The 16388-nt window shown below is 49.6% G+C and carries 18 protein-coding genes; 15 read left to right on the top strand and 3 right to left on the bottom strand.

The window, feature by feature from the left end; genetic code table 11:
* The first annotated feature begins 6 nt into the window (after window positions 1-6).
* Window positions 7-744 (top strand): ISAon1 family transposase, encoded by a 738-nt coding sequence (locus E7747_RS14870; protein ID WP_136416780.1) that lies wholly within the window; start codon window positions 7-9, stop codon window positions 742-744.
* A gap of 142 nt (window positions 745-886) precedes the next feature.
* Here the strand turns inward: E7747_RS14870 and E7747_RS14865 are convergent, their stop codons facing one another.
* Window positions 887-1309 carry a tyrosine-type recombinase/integrase gene (locus E7747_RS14865; protein WP_136416778.1) on the bottom strand — a complete coding sequence of 141 codons (423 nt, stop codon included), beginning with the start codon at window positions 1307-1309 and terminating at the stop codon, window positions 887-889.
* A 51-nt stretch (window positions 1310-1360) separates the two neighbouring features.
* Between E7747_RS14865 and E7747_RS14860 the strand changes: the two genes are divergently transcribed.
* Genes E7747_RS14860 through E7747_RS14845 form a run of 4 tightly spaced genes read left to right on the top strand, consistent with a single transcriptional unit; the run spans window position 1361 to window position 4496 of the window.
* Window positions 1361-2593: a site-specific integrase gene (locus E7747_RS14860; RefSeq protein WP_136416776.1), complete on the top strand. Its 1233-nt coding sequence runs from the start codon at window positions 1361-1363 to the stop codon at window positions 2591-2593.
* A gap of 37 nt (window positions 2594-2630) precedes the next feature.
* Window positions 2631-3878 (top strand): site-specific integrase, encoded by a 1248-nt coding sequence (locus tag E7747_RS14855; RefSeq protein ID WP_136416774.1) that lies wholly within the window; start codon window positions 2631-2633, stop codon window positions 3876-3878.
* The gene (locus E7747_RS14850) at window positions 3875-4249 is read left to right on the top strand and encodes a hypothetical protein (RefSeq protein WP_136416772.1); all 375 of its coding nucleotides are present in this window, start codon (window positions 3875-3877) and stop codon (window positions 4247-4249) included. Before E7747_RS14855 ends, E7747_RS14850 begins: the two co-directional genes overlap by 4 nt.
* A complete protein-coding gene (locus E7747_RS14845) occupies window positions 4212-4496 on the top strand; it encodes a hypothetical protein (protein WP_228449198.1) in 285 nt (94 codons plus the stop codon). The genes E7747_RS14850 and E7747_RS14845 overlap by 38 nt, the downstream gene beginning before the upstream one ends.
* Before the next feature lie 95 nt (window positions 4497-4591).
* Here E7747_RS14845 and E7747_RS14840 read toward each other — a convergent pair whose 3' ends face one another.
* Together E7747_RS14840 and E7747_RS14835 are read right to left on the bottom strand one after the other, a co-directional pair.
* The gene (locus E7747_RS14840; protein ID WP_136416770.1) at window positions 4592-4897 is read right to left on the bottom strand and encodes a helix-turn-helix domain-containing protein; all 306 of its coding nucleotides are present in this window, start codon (window positions 4895-4897) and stop codon (window positions 4592-4594) included.
* A gap of 53 nt (window positions 4898-4950) precedes the next feature.
* Window positions 4951-5262 carry a helix-turn-helix domain-containing protein gene (locus tag E7747_RS14835; protein ID WP_120469581.1) on the bottom strand — a complete coding sequence of 104 codons (312 nt, stop codon included), beginning with the start codon at window positions 5260-5262 and terminating at the stop codon, window positions 4951-4953.
* A gap of 566 nt (window positions 5263-5828) precedes the next feature.
* On the opposite strand from E7747_RS14835, the gene E7747_RS14830 reads away from it, so the two are divergent.
* The 10 genes from E7747_RS14830 to mobV all read left to right on the top strand — a co-directional run bounded on the left by E7747_RS14830 (window position 5829) and on the right by mobV (window position 16228).
* Window positions 5829-6296 carry a DUF3408 domain-containing protein gene (locus E7747_RS14830; RefSeq protein WP_136416768.1) on the top strand — a complete coding sequence of 156 codons (468 nt, stop codon included), beginning with the start codon at window positions 5829-5831 and terminating at the stop codon, window positions 6294-6296.
* Window positions 6297-6663: 367 nt separating this feature from the next.
* Window positions 6664-7797 carry a tyrosine-type recombinase/integrase gene (locus tag E7747_RS14825; RefSeq protein ID WP_136416766.1) on the top strand — a complete coding sequence of 378 codons (1134 nt, stop codon included), beginning with the start codon at window positions 6664-6666 and terminating at the stop codon, window positions 7795-7797.
* The gene (locus E7747_RS14820; RefSeq protein ID WP_136413419.1) at window positions 7707-8123 is read left to right on the top strand and encodes a hypothetical protein; all 417 of its coding nucleotides are present in this window, start codon (window positions 7707-7709) and stop codon (window positions 8121-8123) included. The genes E7747_RS14825 and E7747_RS14820 overlap by 91 nt, the downstream gene beginning before the upstream one ends.
* Window positions 8110-8466, top strand: coding sequence for an IS66 family insertion sequence element accessory protein TnpB (gene tnpB / locus E7747_RS14815; RefSeq protein WP_136413421.1), 357 nt, complete (start codon window positions 8110-8112; stop codon window positions 8464-8466). The genes E7747_RS14820 and tnpB overlap by 14 nt, the downstream gene beginning before the upstream one ends.
* 78 nt (window positions 8467-8544) lie before the next feature.
* Complete coding sequence (gene tnpC, locus E7747_RS14810) at window positions 8545-10146, top strand: IS66 family transposase (protein ID WP_136413423.1); 1602 nt, start codon at window positions 8545-8547, stop codon at window positions 10144-10146.
* 78 nt (window positions 10147-10224) lie between these two features.
* The gene (locus tag E7747_RS14805; protein WP_136416764.1) at window positions 10225-10500 is read left to right on the top strand and encodes a tyrosine-type recombinase/integrase; all 276 of its coding nucleotides are present in this window, start codon (window positions 10225-10227) and stop codon (window positions 10498-10500) included.
* Between the two features lie 325 nt (window positions 10501-10825).
* Window positions 10826-11629 (top strand): KilA-N domain-containing protein, encoded by an 804-nt coding sequence (locus E7747_RS14800; protein WP_107032818.1) that lies wholly within the window; start codon window positions 10826-10828, stop codon window positions 11627-11629.
* A gap of 683 nt (window positions 11630-12312) precedes the next feature.
* Window positions 12313-12699: a helix-turn-helix domain-containing protein gene (locus E7747_RS14795; protein WP_124031007.1), complete on the top strand. Its 387-nt coding sequence runs from the start codon at window positions 12313-12315 to the stop codon at window positions 12697-12699.
* A complete protein-coding gene (locus tag E7747_RS14790; protein ID WP_124031008.1) occupies window positions 12696-14240 on the top strand; it encodes a DUF3987 domain-containing protein in 1545 nt (514 codons plus the stop codon). The genes E7747_RS14795 and E7747_RS14790 overlap by 4 nt, the downstream gene beginning before the upstream one ends.
* A gap of 398 nt (window positions 14241-14638) precedes the next feature.
* Window positions 14639-16228 (top strand): MobV family relaxase, encoded by a 1590-nt coding sequence (mobV, locus tag E7747_RS14785; protein WP_136416762.1) that lies wholly within the window; start codon window positions 14639-14641, stop codon window positions 16226-16228.
* Window positions 16229-16388 lie beyond the last annotated feature (160 nt).

The following is a 16388-nucleotide window of genomic DNA, read 5'->3' as shown; positions in this document are numbered from 1 at the left end:
TTCTTTTTGTCGACAAAGATACAACTCTCTTTCGGAGTTCGTCAATATGCTATCGCGGATGGTTGTACCTCCATACTCATCGGAGCGATGGGCAAGACCCTGAGACGAAAAGTCAGGGAGGTCACATGCGATCTGTCGCCCTCGATGATGCTGATAGCCGCCGAGGTATTCTACAACGCCCACGTCGTTAACGACCGCTTCCATGTGCAGCAGGTCTATAACGAGGCTGTCGACAAAATTCGCATAGACATCCGCCGACAGCTCATTGCCGAAGACAACAGCCGTGACAAATCAGAGCCTCCAATTACATATTCCAACGGCGAGACCATGCGCCAGATCCTTGCCCGCAGCAAGCACACCCTGATGATGTCGCAGAACAAATGGACTGACATACAGCGTCATCGCGCAAACATTCTGTTCAAACACTATCCGATACTGAAAGCTGCATACCATCTGGCTATGGAAATGCGCCAAATCTTCAACGCAAAGATATCACCCACCAAAGCAATGGGTCGGATGAACAAGTGGTATGAAAAAGTAATGGCATTGGGCAACAACAACTTCCGCTCTGTCATCAAGACGTTCAAGAACCACGCCCCAACTATCCTCAATTATTTCCGACGTCGCGCAACTAATGCCTCGGCCGAAGCATTCAACTCCAAAGTCAAAATCTTCCGTTCGCAGATGCGAGGGGTCCGTGACCGTGATTTCTTTATCTTCCGGCTCGTCAAACTCTACGCCTAAACTTTAACATTTCAGCTCTCGAATTTTAACAAATGCACCGGAATTTCGGCTTGACCCCTACCGACCCAAATTCGACTGAAACAATAACGGCAGCCAAGCTGATAGCCCGGTTGCCGTTATTTTTCTTTCCCACTGTCTGCTGTCAGTTCATCATGGCGCAGTCAAATTTGTTGCGCATTGTTGCCATATCCTCATATATGGTCTTGTCCTGCATTTTAGCGTAGATCTGAGTTGTCCGTATGTCGGAATGACCGAGCATCTTCGAGATGCTTTCAATCGGAACATGGTTACTCAGCGAAAGAGTAGCGAATGTATGCCGACCGATATGGAAAGTGATAGGTTCTGCAAGGGAAAGCGAACAGGTAAATATAAAACGTAAACCGTTTGAAATGAGCTTTGTTTCAGCATTCTGCCAAGTATAGAAAATGCAAACGGCAACGGAATATTGAGGTTGTTCTGTTACCAAACCGTTAGCCGGGCAGTTACCGAAACGGGAATAGGTAACGGCAGGCAATGAAAAGAAACCCTCACCGTTTTGTTTGCGCTCATACACAATGTTTTGCATATCAAGGAACGCTTATACGGCAAGTAATTTTGCACTAAAAAATATAAGCGTATGAAAGTAGAAAAATTCAAGGTGTTGCTCTACCTCAAAAAGAGCGGACTGGACAAATCGGGAAAGGCTCCCATCATGGGACGCATCACGGTAAACCGCACAATGACACAGTTCGGATGTAAGCTGTCCTGCACTCCCGAATTATGGAATCCCCGTGAAAGCCGTCTGAACGGAAAGAGCAAAGAGGCGGTTGAAACCAACGCCAAGATTGAGAAACTGCTGCTTGCCATCAATTCCGCATTTGATTCTCTGTTGGAGCGCAAGCAGGAGTTTGACGCTACGGCAGTCAAGGACATGTTTCAGGGGAGCATGGATAAGCAGATGACCCTGTTGAAACAGTTTGACCGTATCAACGAGGACTTGAAATCGCGTATAGGCATCGACCGTGCCGAGGGGACATACTCCAAGTATTACTACACACGGCAGATTCTCGCAGGGTTCATCCGTGAGAGATTCAAGACGGAGGATGTCGCCTTCGGGCAACTTTACGAGCGGTTCATCTGGGATTTTCAGGACTATGTGCTCGATGAGAAGAAACAATCCCTGCAATCCGTGCGCCATTACCTTGCCCTTTTGAAGAAGGTATGCCGCATCGCCTACAAGGAGGGACATTCCGAACGCTATTTCTTCTGCAACTTCAAGCTGCCGAAACAGGAAATCAGCGCACTGAAGGCACTCACACGGGAGGAGTTTGTGAAAGTACGTGACGTGGAAATATCCGTGCGCCGCAGGCCCTCGCTTGCCCTCACCCGTGACCTGTTCCTGTTTGCCTGCTACACCGGAACAGCGTATGCCGATACCGTGTCCATCACGCGGGACAATCTCTTTTCCGACGATGACGGGAACCTGTGGCTGAAATACCACCGCAAGAAAAACGAGTACCTCGCACGGATGAAACTGCTTCCCGAAGCGATTGCCCTATTGGACAAATACAAGGACGAATCACGGGAAACACTTCTGCCTGTTCAGGACTACCGCGTGTTGAGAGCCAACATGAAGAGCATCCGTGTACTGGCAGGAATCAAAACCGATATCGTCTATCATGTCGGACGCCATAGTTTCGCAAGCCTAATAACGCTTGAAGAGGGTGTACCTATCGAAACCATCAGCCGAATGTTGGGACACACCAATATCCAGACAACGCAAATTTACGCCCGTGTGACTCCGAAGAAACTTTTTGAGGACATGGACACATTTATCGAAGCGACCAAAGACTTGGTGCTTGTTCTCTGATGCAACTATTTAATCAAGTTCAATAAGATAATCAGTTATGCGCAGTACATTCAAACAACTCTATTACATCAACCGCAGCAAGGTGAAAGCTGATGGTACGACCGCCATTTGGTGCAGAATCTCCATAGATGGCAAGCAGGCGGTGCTTTCCACGGGTATTTATTGCAATCCAGATGATTGGAACAGTAAAAAGGGCGAGGTAAAGGACGTTCGTACAAACGGACGGTTAAGCCAATATCGCCAACACATTGAAGATACATACGGCACCATACTGAAAGAACAGGGTGTTGTCAGTGCGGAATTGCTGAAAAATACCATAGTGGCGGAAAGCTCGTTGCCCACAACCCTGTTACAAACAGGCAAACAAGAGCTGGAGAGGTTGAAGAAACGCTCTGTCGAGATACAATCACGTTCCACTTACCGACAATCCATTATCCTTCAGGACTGTATCAGGCTGTACATAGAATCGGTGTATGACATGCAGGATATACCGTTGGAGGAAATAACGGAAGGGTTCGGCAACGATTACAAGACATTCCTGTTAAAGGACTTGGGATGCAGCACAGACAAGATGAACAAGTGCCTGTGCTGGCTCAACAGGTTGTTGTATCTTGCAGTGGACAGGGAAATCATACGTGCCAACCCTATCGAGGACGTGGAATATGAAAAGAAGAATCCTCCAAAGCTGAAACATATCAGCCGTAACGAATTGAAACGCCTGATGGCAACTCCGTTTGAGGACAGTAACATGGAATTGGCACGGCGTATGTTTATCTTTTCGAGTTTCTGCGGTCTGGCGTATGTGGATATACACCGGCTCTATCCGCACCATATCGGGGAGGCTGCGGACGGCAGGAAATATATCCGCAAAAAAAGAGGTAAGACCAACGTGGAAGCATTTGTTCCGTTGCATCCCGTGGCAGAGCGTATATTGTCGCTTTACAACACGACCGATGATACCAACCCCGTTTTCCCTTTGCCCATCCGTGATATACTTTGGCATGAGGTGCATTCCATCGGTAACGCACTGGAGTTTGAAGAAAATCTCTCCCATCACCAAGCCCGGCACACCTTCGGAACCCTGTTGATTTCCGCTGGCATTTCGATAGAGAGCATCGCCAAGATGATGGGACATACAAATATCACCAGTTCCCAAATCTATGCAAAAATCACAGATGACAAGATTTCCAAGGACATGGACAAACTGATGGAACGGAGAAAGAAAATATCGGCCGGCGAAAAGATAAACAGCGAAAATAGCAAACATCAAATCACCCCATTATGAACAGAGGTATAATAACAATCAGTGAAAAGGGTGTGGTCATTATGCCGACCGCACCCGTGTGGATGACACAATTTGAGATAGCCGACCTATTCGGAACATTCTCATGCGATGTCCGCAAAGCGATTCATACCATTTACAAGAACAAGGAACTGAACGAACTTGGCACGATGAAGTATCTCAAGCAACCGGATGGCATCAGTTACGATGTCTATAACATTGAAGTGATTATAGCCGTTGCATTCAGGATATGCAGTAAAGAGAGTGTCTTGTTCAGACGGTTTATAATAAATGAAATTAGCACCATTAAGAAAGTTACACCGATTACACTATTTGTTGCCAGCGTCAGAGGTAATAACCGATGGTATAGTTGAGGTTCATCCCGTCAGCCACTCGTTCCCGATGCACGGATGCAAAGGTAGCGTATGGCTTGATGGCAGCGGCAAGGTCGGGCGGCAGAGCCGTTTCGGCAGAATCTTCCTCCTGCGGAGCGTATTCAACCCGAAAACCTTGCCACTGCCTGCCACACGCTTGAAAAGCATCCGGCAACGGAAACAAGCGACTGATGGGAAATCAGAAGAAAGAAGAGAGGAACGGCTTACAGACGAAGCGGAATTTTGATGCTCCGTCCGTAAGCCGTTCCTTTCTCTTTTTGCCGAAAGTCCGTTGCTGATGCAATCACAGGGCAGACGGCAAACTGCGCTCCTTCAAGAAAATCATGTGTCTGTCAGCCGATAGGCGGAACGGTAGCAGTCAGCAAGCATCCTTTCGATGTCGGATTCACGGTAGAGGATTTTACCGCCTAACTGGATATAGGCTATGCGCCCTTCGTTCCGGTAGTCCTGAAGTGTCCGGCGGCTCACTTTCAGCCGTGCCGACACCTCCTTGTCAGTGAAGAAACGCTCGCCGTTCAGTGTCGGGCGGTAATTGGCGGTCAGATGCTCGAAGCTGTCCAAAAGACGGTTAAGACTGCCCATGAAGTGGATTATCCACTCGTTGTCCTTGTTAATCAGTTCATTCATGTTACTTTGGATTTAGTGGGTATTGTTAGTTTACTTCGTTCATTTCATCAAGTTTATATCGTTCTTCCTTTGAACTTTGCTTCCTTGCGCCTGTCCTCCACAACGGAAACAATACGCTGCACGTCATCAGGACGGTAGTAGGTCTTGTGGTTTATCTGCGAATAAGCCAGCGTCCCATTATCCCGAAGCGTCTGCAACGTGCGTGGGCTGATGTTGAGCATCCGGCAAACGTCCTGATTGTCCATCCACTCGCCCATCTTCTTCTCTTCGTGCCGACGACAGATGGCATCCATGCGACTGACGAAACGGTCGAACTTGGCGACCATCGCCTCAAAAGTCTTTCTTTCAATAGATACGATTTCCATATACATACTTTTTTATTGTTACTGTTTCTTTTGCCACAAAGGAATACATAATCTACTGTCTTGCAATGGATTTCCAGAAAGTGGCAGCGTTTTGCGCTGATACGGTAATCATTGTCTGGTATGCCGTCAGTCGATTATCTGCGACTGAAATTTCCATACTCTCTTTCTTTTCGTTACGTATTCCTTTTGTCGCAAAGGAGTACATAATCTGTTATCCGGCAATGGATTTTCAGGAAGTGGAAGCATGTGGCACAGGTTGGTAGAGGTTGGCACAGATTGGAGGTGTATTCTTAATTCCGGAAATCAGGAATGTGGCAAGAGAGAAAACAAGGGCTTAATTCAAACCTGACTGTAATCGCACCTTTGTTCTTCCGGCTATTCACGTCCGGCAAATCAGTGAAGTCCTCACCGGTGTCTCTGTCACCATAAAGCAAAGTCACACAAAATTGTCTGATCGGGTCCAAACGCTTGACTGATTGCACTAAAGCATCTTACTTTACTTGCGATAATCGGTCAAGGCACAGAGCAAGACCACAGTAATAACTTAATCAACCTGTCTTATGACAATGAAAAGAGAACCAAGTATCAGTGAGCAGCAGGCTCGTGAAATCGTGGAAAAAGTGGGACGCAGGGAATCCCGCAGTGAGAAGTCTATGGACGACTTCTACCGGAACATCGGTCTGGAGCCGGAACATCTGGCACAACCCGTCAAGACCATCACGAAAAAAGCGGAAACAGCTACGGTGGATGAACCGTCAGGCAGAACGCCCGAAGAAGTGGCAGTGCCACAGAAGCGTGTCAGCAGCAAACAACGCAGGCTGTCGCTGGACGAGTACCGTACCGCTTACCTGCAAGTTCCCAAGATAACCGACCGCAAGCCCGTGTTCGTCAGCGGTGAGGTGCGTGACCGGCTGGACGGGATTGTCCGCCGTCTCGGCGGGCGTGGCATGAGTGCGTCGGGATTTATCGAGAACCTCGCCCGCCTGCACCTCGATGCCTACCGGGAGGACATCGAGCAGTGGCGCAAACTCTGAGCGAATTACGGTAGAACCAATCAAGTCGGTGGATATACTCCATCGGCTTGACCGATATTCCAAATGAGTTATTATACTCACAAACCAATCCGACAGGCGGAGGATTCTTGTGTCCTCAAAGACACAGCAAGGTATGTTTTTTCATAGGGAAAACCGATATAACCCGTTATAACTATTATCGGTGAATATCAGCATATTAGATAAATCAGGCTTTCTATTCAGTTTCTCCTGATTGTATCTTTTTTCGCATTTAGTACACCATAAGTACACCATTTGCCCATTTCGATTGTTAATAGATGTTGTGGGCGATTTTCGTGTCTCACAATCCGTTATTACCTTTGCTCCACAAACACAAAATTAATTCATTATGGGCAGACTGCCAAATAAACAGAAACAAAATCCCAAGCTCATCCAGAGGGAGATGTCAGACGGACGTGCGAGTCTATGGCTGGAATACTATCTCGGCCGTAGCGAATCGCCCGTCTATGACGATGACGGCAACCATGTCGTGTATGAATCCGGGGCGATGAAAGGAAAACTTAAATACAAGGTGCAGCACCTGCGCAAGAAGGAGGCTCTTAATCTGTATGTATGGGTTCATCCCCGCTCGGCTCAGGAACGGCAGCAGAACAAGAACACCATCGCCCTCGCCGAGAAGATACGGTTTGAGAAAGAGCAGGAGATGCTTGAAGACCGAAAGGGTTACCGCCTGAAAAGGGAGAAGGAGAGTAACTTCCTCAGGTACTTCCGGCAACACCGGGACAACGAAGCGTTCACACTGCCAGTCCGCAGGTCTTACAAATATTCTCTGACACGCTTCATCGAGTATCTTGAGCTAACTCCACAGTTCTCAAAATACAAGGATGTCCTGCCGATGGATGCCGTCACTCCGGACATGGTTCTCGGATTCACCAACTATCTCCGGAAGAAATGCACCGGAGAGGGACCGCGAAAGAATTACCACTGGTTCAAGAAGGTGCTTGCAGATGCTGTCGATGAAGAACTGATAAAAAAGAATCCCTGCCGTGGAATCCGCATAGTGTACGACACAAACATTATGCTGAAGGAGATTCTCACACCGAAAGAGATAAACACCCTCGCGGCGTTCCGATATGACGGCGAACACCGAGAGGTGCAGCGGGCATTTATCTTCTGCTGTTTCACCGGACTGCGGTACTGCGATGTGTCGGAACTGACATTCGCCAATGTCGATTACGAGAGCATGGTGATGAGGTTTAACCAGAAGAAAAGCGCGGGACGCAGCGCACATGCCGCCGTAGTGATGCCGCTCAACGATGAGCTTATAAAGCTGATTGGACAGCCTAAAGATGATGATAACCGTACAACCATCCGCGATAGCATATTGACGAACTCCGAAAGAGAGTTGTATCTTTGTCGACAAAAAGAATCATGGGTTATAACAAGTCTTTGTCCGATGTCTATTCAGAGACATGGACGCGTTACAAGAATCAATGCGAGACAGACGGCTATATCGCATTGAACCGTTTCTGTGCCGGTACCGGCGTCAACGTCCAGCGGCTTTATGAGTGGCTTCGGCGCCGCAAAATCAGCATAAGCGATTATCAACGCAGTCTGCCGGAGAGACCGGATTCGTCGCGGGAAGGTGGCGGGCCGTTATTCCGGGAGGTTAAGGTTCCCGGTATTCAGGTTGCGGATGAGAGCCGGGATGTCGGTGCCACCAGTGTCGTGCGTGACGTGCACATCGAACTCGGTTGGGGCCGAGGCGTGAGTCTGGGAGAGATAAGCGCGGAGGGGCTGGCGCTTCTGGTGGATGTCATGACACGCAGGAGTGATGTGGAGTCTTGAGGCGGATATGCGGCTCTGGGTATGCCGGCAGCCGGTATCGATGCGCTACGGCATCCGGGGTCTGGCCCAGATGGTGTGGTCGTGGAAGGGGCATTCTCCGGCATCGGGCGATGTGTATGTGTTTTTCTCAAAGGACCGCAAGACCATGAAGGCGTTGAAATGGGATGGCGACGGATTTTTGATGTACACAAAAAGACTGTCGCGAGGCCGTTTCCGGGAGGTGCTCAAAAAGGGCGATGACGGCGTGCGCAGGCTCCAATGGGACGATTTCTATATGCTGATGAGGGGCCTCACGCCTGTGAAGGTGATGGTCGAAAATCGCTTCAGAATGGCCGTAAAATAAGGCTTAATAATTTGTTAATCAAATAAATAAATGGCGTGGAAAGTTGCAAATGTCAGATATTTTTTGTAACTTTACACCATGAAAAAGAACGAGTTGATAGAGTTTCTGCAACGTCAGATCGAGTTCCTTCAAGGGCGGCTCGACGAGGCGTTGGCCTCTGTCAGCTCGCTTACTTTATCCAATGAAAAGCTGCAGTCGACCAACGAGAAGCTTGTGGCGACTGTAGATGAACTGCGCAAGCAAATGGCCTCAATGGAGGAGGCTATGAAAGGCAAAAGTGCGGAACTGAGCAAAGAGAAAGCCGCGCGTCAGGCAGTGCAGCGTCTGCAGGGCTCGCCGTCGGAGCGTCAGAAGAAACCGGTGACGACTCCTGCCACATCCGAAACTCGACAGCAGAAGCCAGAGAAGAAACGTACCAACAACGGCGCCAAAAGGAAGACGCATCCGGAGTGTGAGGTGGAGACCATTATAGTGGAGCCTGACAGTCCGGACTTCAATCCCGAGGCGGCGACGTTTATCGGCGAGTGCGATGTCGTGCGCTACGTCATGGAGCCGATGCGCTTCAAAAAAATTATCTACAAGGTCAGAAAATACGTGCAGGACGAGAAAATATACAAAGGTTCCGCACCCGCCACACCGCTGCTTAACTCGCAGTATACATCTTCCTTCATAGCCGGACTCGCCGAGCTACGCTATCTCCACTGCATGCCACTTGAAAATGCTGTCGAATACTTCCGTGCCCACGGCTTCGACCTTGACAAAGGCACCGCACAGAAGCTCGTAAGTAAGGTAAGGGTACATCTGGAAAATCTATACAAGGCGCTGGGTCAGGCAATAGTCGCGGACAATTATATCTGCGGTGACGAGACCTATCAGAAAGTGCGGCTGCAGGTGGCAACTCCTTCGGGAAGAAAGATCAAGAAAGGCTACATATGGGTGTTCGTCGGCATGACAACCGGGCTTGTGTACTTCTTCTATGACGACGGCTCCCGCTCGGCCGAAGTCTTCGAGCAACACATAAAAGGCTTCAACGGAGCCTTCCAGTGCGACTATTACTCGGGATACCGGCATATCGGAATCGGTGGGATGAGCGGGATAAAACGCTTGCCATGCCTGCAGCACATCAAGCGAAAGTTTCTCGATCTGAAAGACAATCCAAAGGCGCAGGAAATAGCAAAGCTCTTCGGACTCCTTTACCACTTCGAGCATCAGCACCGCATAGGCAAAGACGGATGGACGGCGGGAAAGCACCTTGAGTGGAGACAACGATACTCCAAGGTGATGCTCGAGAAAATCCGCATGAGACTGACAGCAGTCAAAGACCGCATCGGCGTGCCACCCGACGACCCGCTGCTCGCCGCCACCGAACATGCACTCAAACAATGGGACGAGATACCACGCATCTTTGCCTCACCCACCTACAGACTCGACAACAACGAAGTCGAGCGAATCAACCGCTACATATCCCTGACCCGTCGCCGACTTACAATCGGCTCCCACTCCGGAGCCGAAGCCGCCGCCCTGTACCACTCTCTTGCGATCACCTGCCACCGCTGCGGAGTCAACGTCTTCGACTACTTCTGCGACATAATCGACCGATGTGCCGCATGGCCGCCAAACACCCCGATCGAAAAATACCGCGACCTGCTTCCCGACCGCTGGAAACTCTCACAAAAATAGCCGCCCAAAACCTGGACGGCTATTTTTTTAAGCTATACCTGCTGTCGCGGACGGTTGTACTGATAACCCGAGGAGAGAATATTCGACCTGCCTCACAAGGGTACGGCGAGAAAGCATCTCGCCCGATGGGTGAAGAACGCAGGAATCAAGAAGAGCATCACATGGCACTGCGCCCGGCACAGTTTCGCCGTAAATCTTCTGAATGCCGGAACCGACATAAAGACAGTATCCTCTCTTCTCGGACACGCGAGCATCAAGATGACTGAGAAATATCTTCATGTGATCGACCAGCGCAAACAGAAAGCCATAAACAAACTCGGCAAAGTCGCGTTTGACACGGAAACGGCAAAATAGCCCATGGCATTTCCGGCGCTTTGGCTCTTTATGTTGTTATAGAGTTGTGCATACGGCTGAAAAACACTACCTTTGCATCAAGATTCGCAGTCATCATGTTATTGTTTCATCCTGACGCGGATTAGTGGTTGGACATCGGGAGGGATACCCGGTGTCCTTTTTCTCACTGTTGCCCAATCCGATGAAAATGATTATCTTTGCAGATACAAAAAACTAAACCCGATAGCTTGACGAGTCAGGGCTACGGGAATCAACACTGCAAAGGTAATACTTTCAGTCCAATCTGCCAAAAGTACCGATTTCGATACATTAAAATTTACGAGAGATGACAAAAATCACAGTAAAAGATACTGAGGTCAACGTTGTGAAAGTCAACGGAGAAGATTACATCTGTCTTACTGACATGATGCGTGCCAAAGATGGGGACTTCTTCATCACCGACTGGCTGCGCAACCGAAATACCTTGGAGTTTATCGGCATTTGGGAAAAGGTATATAATCCAAATTTTAATTATGGCGAATTCGCCACAATTAGAAATCATGCAGGTCTTAATAACTTCAAAATAAGCGTAAAGGAATTCGTTGCGAGGACCAACGCGGTCTCATTGCAAGCAAAAGCGGGGCGTTATGGTGGCACATATGCCCATAAGGACATTGCGTTTGAGTTCGCAATGTGGATAAGTCCTGAATTCAAGGTTTATATCGTCAAGGAATTTCAGCGTCTCAAAGAGGAAGAACAGCGTCTTATCGGCTGGTCTGCTAAGCGTGAGCTGTCCAAGATAAACTATAGAATTCACACCGATGCCATCAAGCATAATCTCATACCTGCCGAGATAACAAAGGCTCAGGCGAGCATCATTTATGCCAATGAAGCCGATGTGCTGAATGTAGCCATGTTCGGCATGACTGCAAAACAGTGGCGTGACGCCAATCCCGACCTCAAAGGCAATATCCGGGATTACGCCTCCATAAACGAACTTATATGCCTTTCCAACATGGAGAATCTCAACGCTGTATTCATTGAACAGGGAATGCCACAGCATGAGCGGCTCATCAAGCTCAATCAAATCGCCATCCATCAGATGAGCGTACTTGAAAGCGGCGACAACGACAGAAAACTGCTGAAATAGCCCGTCAAAAACAGCTTCATTACGCAGATTGGCCCTCCTGGGTTCAAAAAACTTGCATATATCGACCCCGTTTCGTAACTTCGCGGCCGTGACGGAATCATATCCGTCAGGAAAGAAAGACACACATCGGCAATCGCCGGAATAAACCGGACACCGCTGAACAATTCCGTTTTTTCTTTTGTTGGAAAAATATCAAAGTGGTTAGGTGGCAGTAGCCCTGACCCCATGCGGCAACGCGAAGCACCGACCCGGCAGGGCGGTGACGGTTGACGCACCCCTGCCACACCCCTTGCGACAAGGGCGATTATTCATTAATCGGAAATATATCAAGTAAGGACTGAAAACATAATAACGAGACCTCGCCAAAGGCATGTCAGGAAAGACATATCGGCGCGGCCCCGCTTTTTTATTGCTCGTCCGGAAGGGCAACAAAACATATAGCCCGTAGACATTTCAATGATATTCGCCTTTACGCACCTCAGAAGGACGCAAGTCCTGTATTAATTTTGCAGTGTCCGCCAGCCTTTAATCCTCCGGGTGTAGTCATCGGGCTGACAGACGCTATCACTATGATCTGACGACACCCACCAAGAGTATGTTGAACATACGGCATATCACTTATCATCCGAAAACTGATGCGTGAGAAAAAAACAAATCCCCAAACCACTAATCCCCCTATCCAAATGAACACAATTACAGATTACCTGAATCTTCCTTTCATCGAGGTTCTGAAGCGCCTCCTGAAAGACGCGGTCAAGGACTGCCTTGCTGAATCGGGAGTGCTGGCGACACTCGCCAACGCTTCCGCAAAATCAAAAAAGCGGGATCCCGATGGGCTGAAAGTGACCGAAGCACTCGAGTTCCTGAACGAAAACGGCTATCCCATGAAAATCGGGCAGCTCTACAAGGAAACGAGCAACGGGACCATACCGCACTGGAAATTCAACAATAAGCTTCACTTCAAGGAATCAGAGTTGCTGAGCTGGGCTGAAAGCAGACTTGTCAACGGCAAAGCCGTAGGCGTGCTGAATGCGGAAGACAGACCAAAGAAGAAAGGAGGTAGCCGATGAAAAAAGAAACCGAATCATCAGTAAAGACAGCCTCAAAGCCAAAAGGCAATAAGAAGAAAACCTCCGTCAAAAAGAAAAACAATGATGTCAGTGATACACCTGCAATCACAGATACACAAGTGACTTGTCACGAAAATGAGGAAGTGACAAATCATGCTCCTGACCGACTGAACAGTCAGTCTGTACCTCCGTCAACCTCCGAGTACTTGATTGCAGACACAGACAACAGCAAGAAAACCAATCAGTTCCCGATTGATGTCCTGCCGTCAAGATTACAGGAAATCATCAAGGAGGCAAACGCCACTCTCGGTTTCCCTGTTGACTACATGGCTGGAGCGATGCTTTCGGCAATGGCGGCGGTAATAGGCAACACCCATCACGCCGAGGCTATGGCAGGATGGAAAGAATATGCTATTCTTTTCGTTGCCCTTGTCGGATGTCCCGGAGTGTGCAAGAGCCATCCGCTGAGTTATGTCATGCAACCGCTCATCGACCACGACGCGGAGAAAGCGGCACAGTTCGCAGAGGCGTTGAAACGCTACAACGCTGCGATGGAGCTGCCGCCGAAAGAAAGGATTCCAAACGGCTACAACCTCAATCCCGTTGAGCCGCACCGCATCCGCTTCATGATGCAGGATGTGACCAACGAGGCGGTTCACCGCATATTGTCGGAAAACAGTCGTGGACTGATCCTGATGTATGACGAGCTTGCCGGATGGGTCAAGAACTTCAACCGCTACAACAACGGCTCTGAATCGGAGTTCTGGATGTCGGTGTTCAACCACAAGGTTGCCATGTCTGACCGCAAAGGCAGTCAGAGCGGCGTGTTTATCCGCAATCCGTTCCTTTGCGTAATCGGAACTATCCAGCCGAAGGTTTTGACCGACCTTGCCGCCGGGAACCGCAACGCCAACGGATTCATGGAGCGCATACTCTATGTATTCCCGTCCGACCAGACGAAGCCTAAATGGAACCGGAGTCGCCGGATGCCTTCTTTTGACATCGCCGCAGAATGGCACGGCATCCTTTTCCGGCTTATCGACATTGTTCCCAAGGTGGACGCAGACGGAGAGATAATATCCGAAGATGTTCCATTTTCATCGGACGCTCTCGACCGCCTCTATCAGTGGCAGAACGAGCAGACCGACCGTTGCAACGCCGACGGGAGTGATACCCTTACATCCATTGCAAGCAAACTCGAAATCTACGCTATCCGCTTTTCTCTCTTGCTGGCCCTCTCCGATTGGGCGTGCGGCAGTGAGAAAAAACAGATAGATGTGGACACTGTGGAGAGGGCGATACGCCTTGCGGAGTATTTTCGCATAAGTGCCTCAAAGGTGCAGGGCATCATCAGCGAGGATGCCCTGACCGAGCTGCAGCTTGCCGTCCTTTCGGAACTTCCCGACGGCTTCACCACCGCCGAGGGCGTGGCGATCGCCGGGAAATGCGGTATGCCCGAGCGCAGTTTCAAGAGATTCCTCAGAGACAGAAAGGGAGTGCTTTTCACCCGCAACACCCACGGAAATTACACCAAGTTATAACCCATCTACCCCTTGGCATTATTGGCACTTTGGCATTTCTGACAGAGATGCTTACGCTTCCCTTTATGCCAAAATGCCGAAAGTGCCAGGGGGTAAATCCAAAACTGAAATCCCGTGAAACATTCTTTTTTCATTGAAGAAACCATTGCATTCAGTGCAGTGGTTATAGCGGTGCATCACTGCTATGGCAGTGCAGTACCATCCGTGCAGTGGCGGCACGGAAATTACGCCATCCGGAAATTCCTTAGCATATTAGGGAATTTTCCGAGCCGCATATCGTTCCGATACGCTGAAAATGTCCCCAATATGCCAAAGAGGTCAACCCCTTTGGAAACCCCGGAACGGCTTAACAGAAAGCCGTACACTCCGATTGCTCCGCAACTTAAACTCGTCCGCCTATGAGCTACGCAGTGTTACACATCATCAAGGCGAACTCGTCACTGAACTCGATAGCCAAGCATATCGAGCGCACCGCCCATCCCGAAAACGCGGACCTGGCGAGGACGCATCTCAACCGCTGCAATCTGGTCGAATATCCCGACGGGATAACCGGGCTTGCGGCGGCTGTCGAACACCGTATATCCAATGCAGGGATTACCCGCAAAATCTCCGACAGGCAGGTTCGGTGCCTCAACTTGGTTATGACCTCCGACAACGAAGGTATGCAGAAAATCATCGACAGCGGCAAGCTCGACGAGTGGATTGCCGACAACATAAAGTGGGCGCGCGACACATTCGGCGGCGACAATGTTGTCGGAGCCGCACTGCACATGGACGAGCGCACTCCGCATCTTCACATCGCCGTCGTTCCGATAGTGACCGCCGAGAGAAAGAAGAAAGCGAGGGAGGCGACAGCAAAGAAGCGTTACCGCACAAAAGCCGCCAACCGTCCGAGGCTGTGCGCCGACGACATAATGGAGCGCGGAAAGATGAGCCGCTATCAGGACATCTATGCCGAGGCTATGGCGAAATACGGTCTGGAGCGTGGTATCCGTGGTTCCGAGGCGCGGCACATCGGGCAGCACGAATATTACCGCGACTGCATGGTGAAGAAGAAAGGTCTTGAAGAAGACATCGGCAATCTCTCCATTGAGAAAAGGAAACTCGATAAAGAGAAAAAATCTCTTGAGAGCAAAGTGGAGAGCCTTGAGTGCCGGACAACCGCCCTCGACACCCGGAAGAAAATGCTCACGCAGGTCAACGAGGAGATACGGCAGCAGAACAATGAACTCTATTCCGAAAATTCCAGGTTGACCGAGGCTAATTCTTCTCTCGCCGCCGAAAACAAATCGCTTGCCGATACCAACGCAGGACTGTCGGAGGAATCCGTCAGACTTGCGGAGCAACGGAAAGGGCTTGCAGAGGATACCGACAGGCTGACCGCCGAGAAAAAGGCATACGAGGCTCAGACTGACGAGGCGAGAAAAGAAGCCCGGAACGCCATCCGTGAGCGCGATGAGGCGAAAGCCGAGCGGGATGCGCAACGCAAGGAACTCGGCAGCAACATCGCCAATATATTCACCGGGAGCAAGACCAAGAGGCTTGAAGCCGAGATTGTCAGAAAGGATGATGAAATCCGCGAGATGAAAGACCGTGCAGAGGCGCGGGAGCGGGATTTACACCGTGAAATATCCAATCTATCGGATAGCCTGAGACGGCAGAAAGAACATGAGGCAGACACCGTCCGCAGCTATGAATGGAAGATTGGTAACTTCGTCAAGTTCTTTCCCGATGCTGTTGCTATGCTTCCGGCGATAGAGGAATGTCAGGACGTGGGATTGAATGACAACTCCATAAAGGGGCTTCTCTCAATGAATGAATATGTCTTAAAGTCAGGCACGACACTCTATTATCCGTTCCAGCGGAGAGAGGTGGACGCTTCGGGGCAAAGGTACAAATCAAGCGAGACCCCACGGACAACAAATTCCATCTCCATGTCAATGGCATCCGGATATTCCAATGGCTCAAAGACCAATGGCAACGGCTGACACAGACGGTAAAGCGAGGCTTCGGAATTAAATAATTCAAAAAAGGAGCCACAGGCAAAAAACTTGTGGCTCCTGACTTCGTCACTTTTTGATTGCTGAAAAATGCGCATGCTGAATATCAGGGGATTAGTGTAAGCGAAGGGTGATTTAGGGTGACGCA

This window comes from Duncaniella dubosii, assembly GCF_004803915.1.
Lineage (GTDB): Bacteria > Bacteroidota > Bacteroidia > Bacteroidales > Muribaculaceae > Duncaniella > Duncaniella dubosii.
This window is presented reverse-complemented; position numbering and strand designations above follow the sequence as displayed.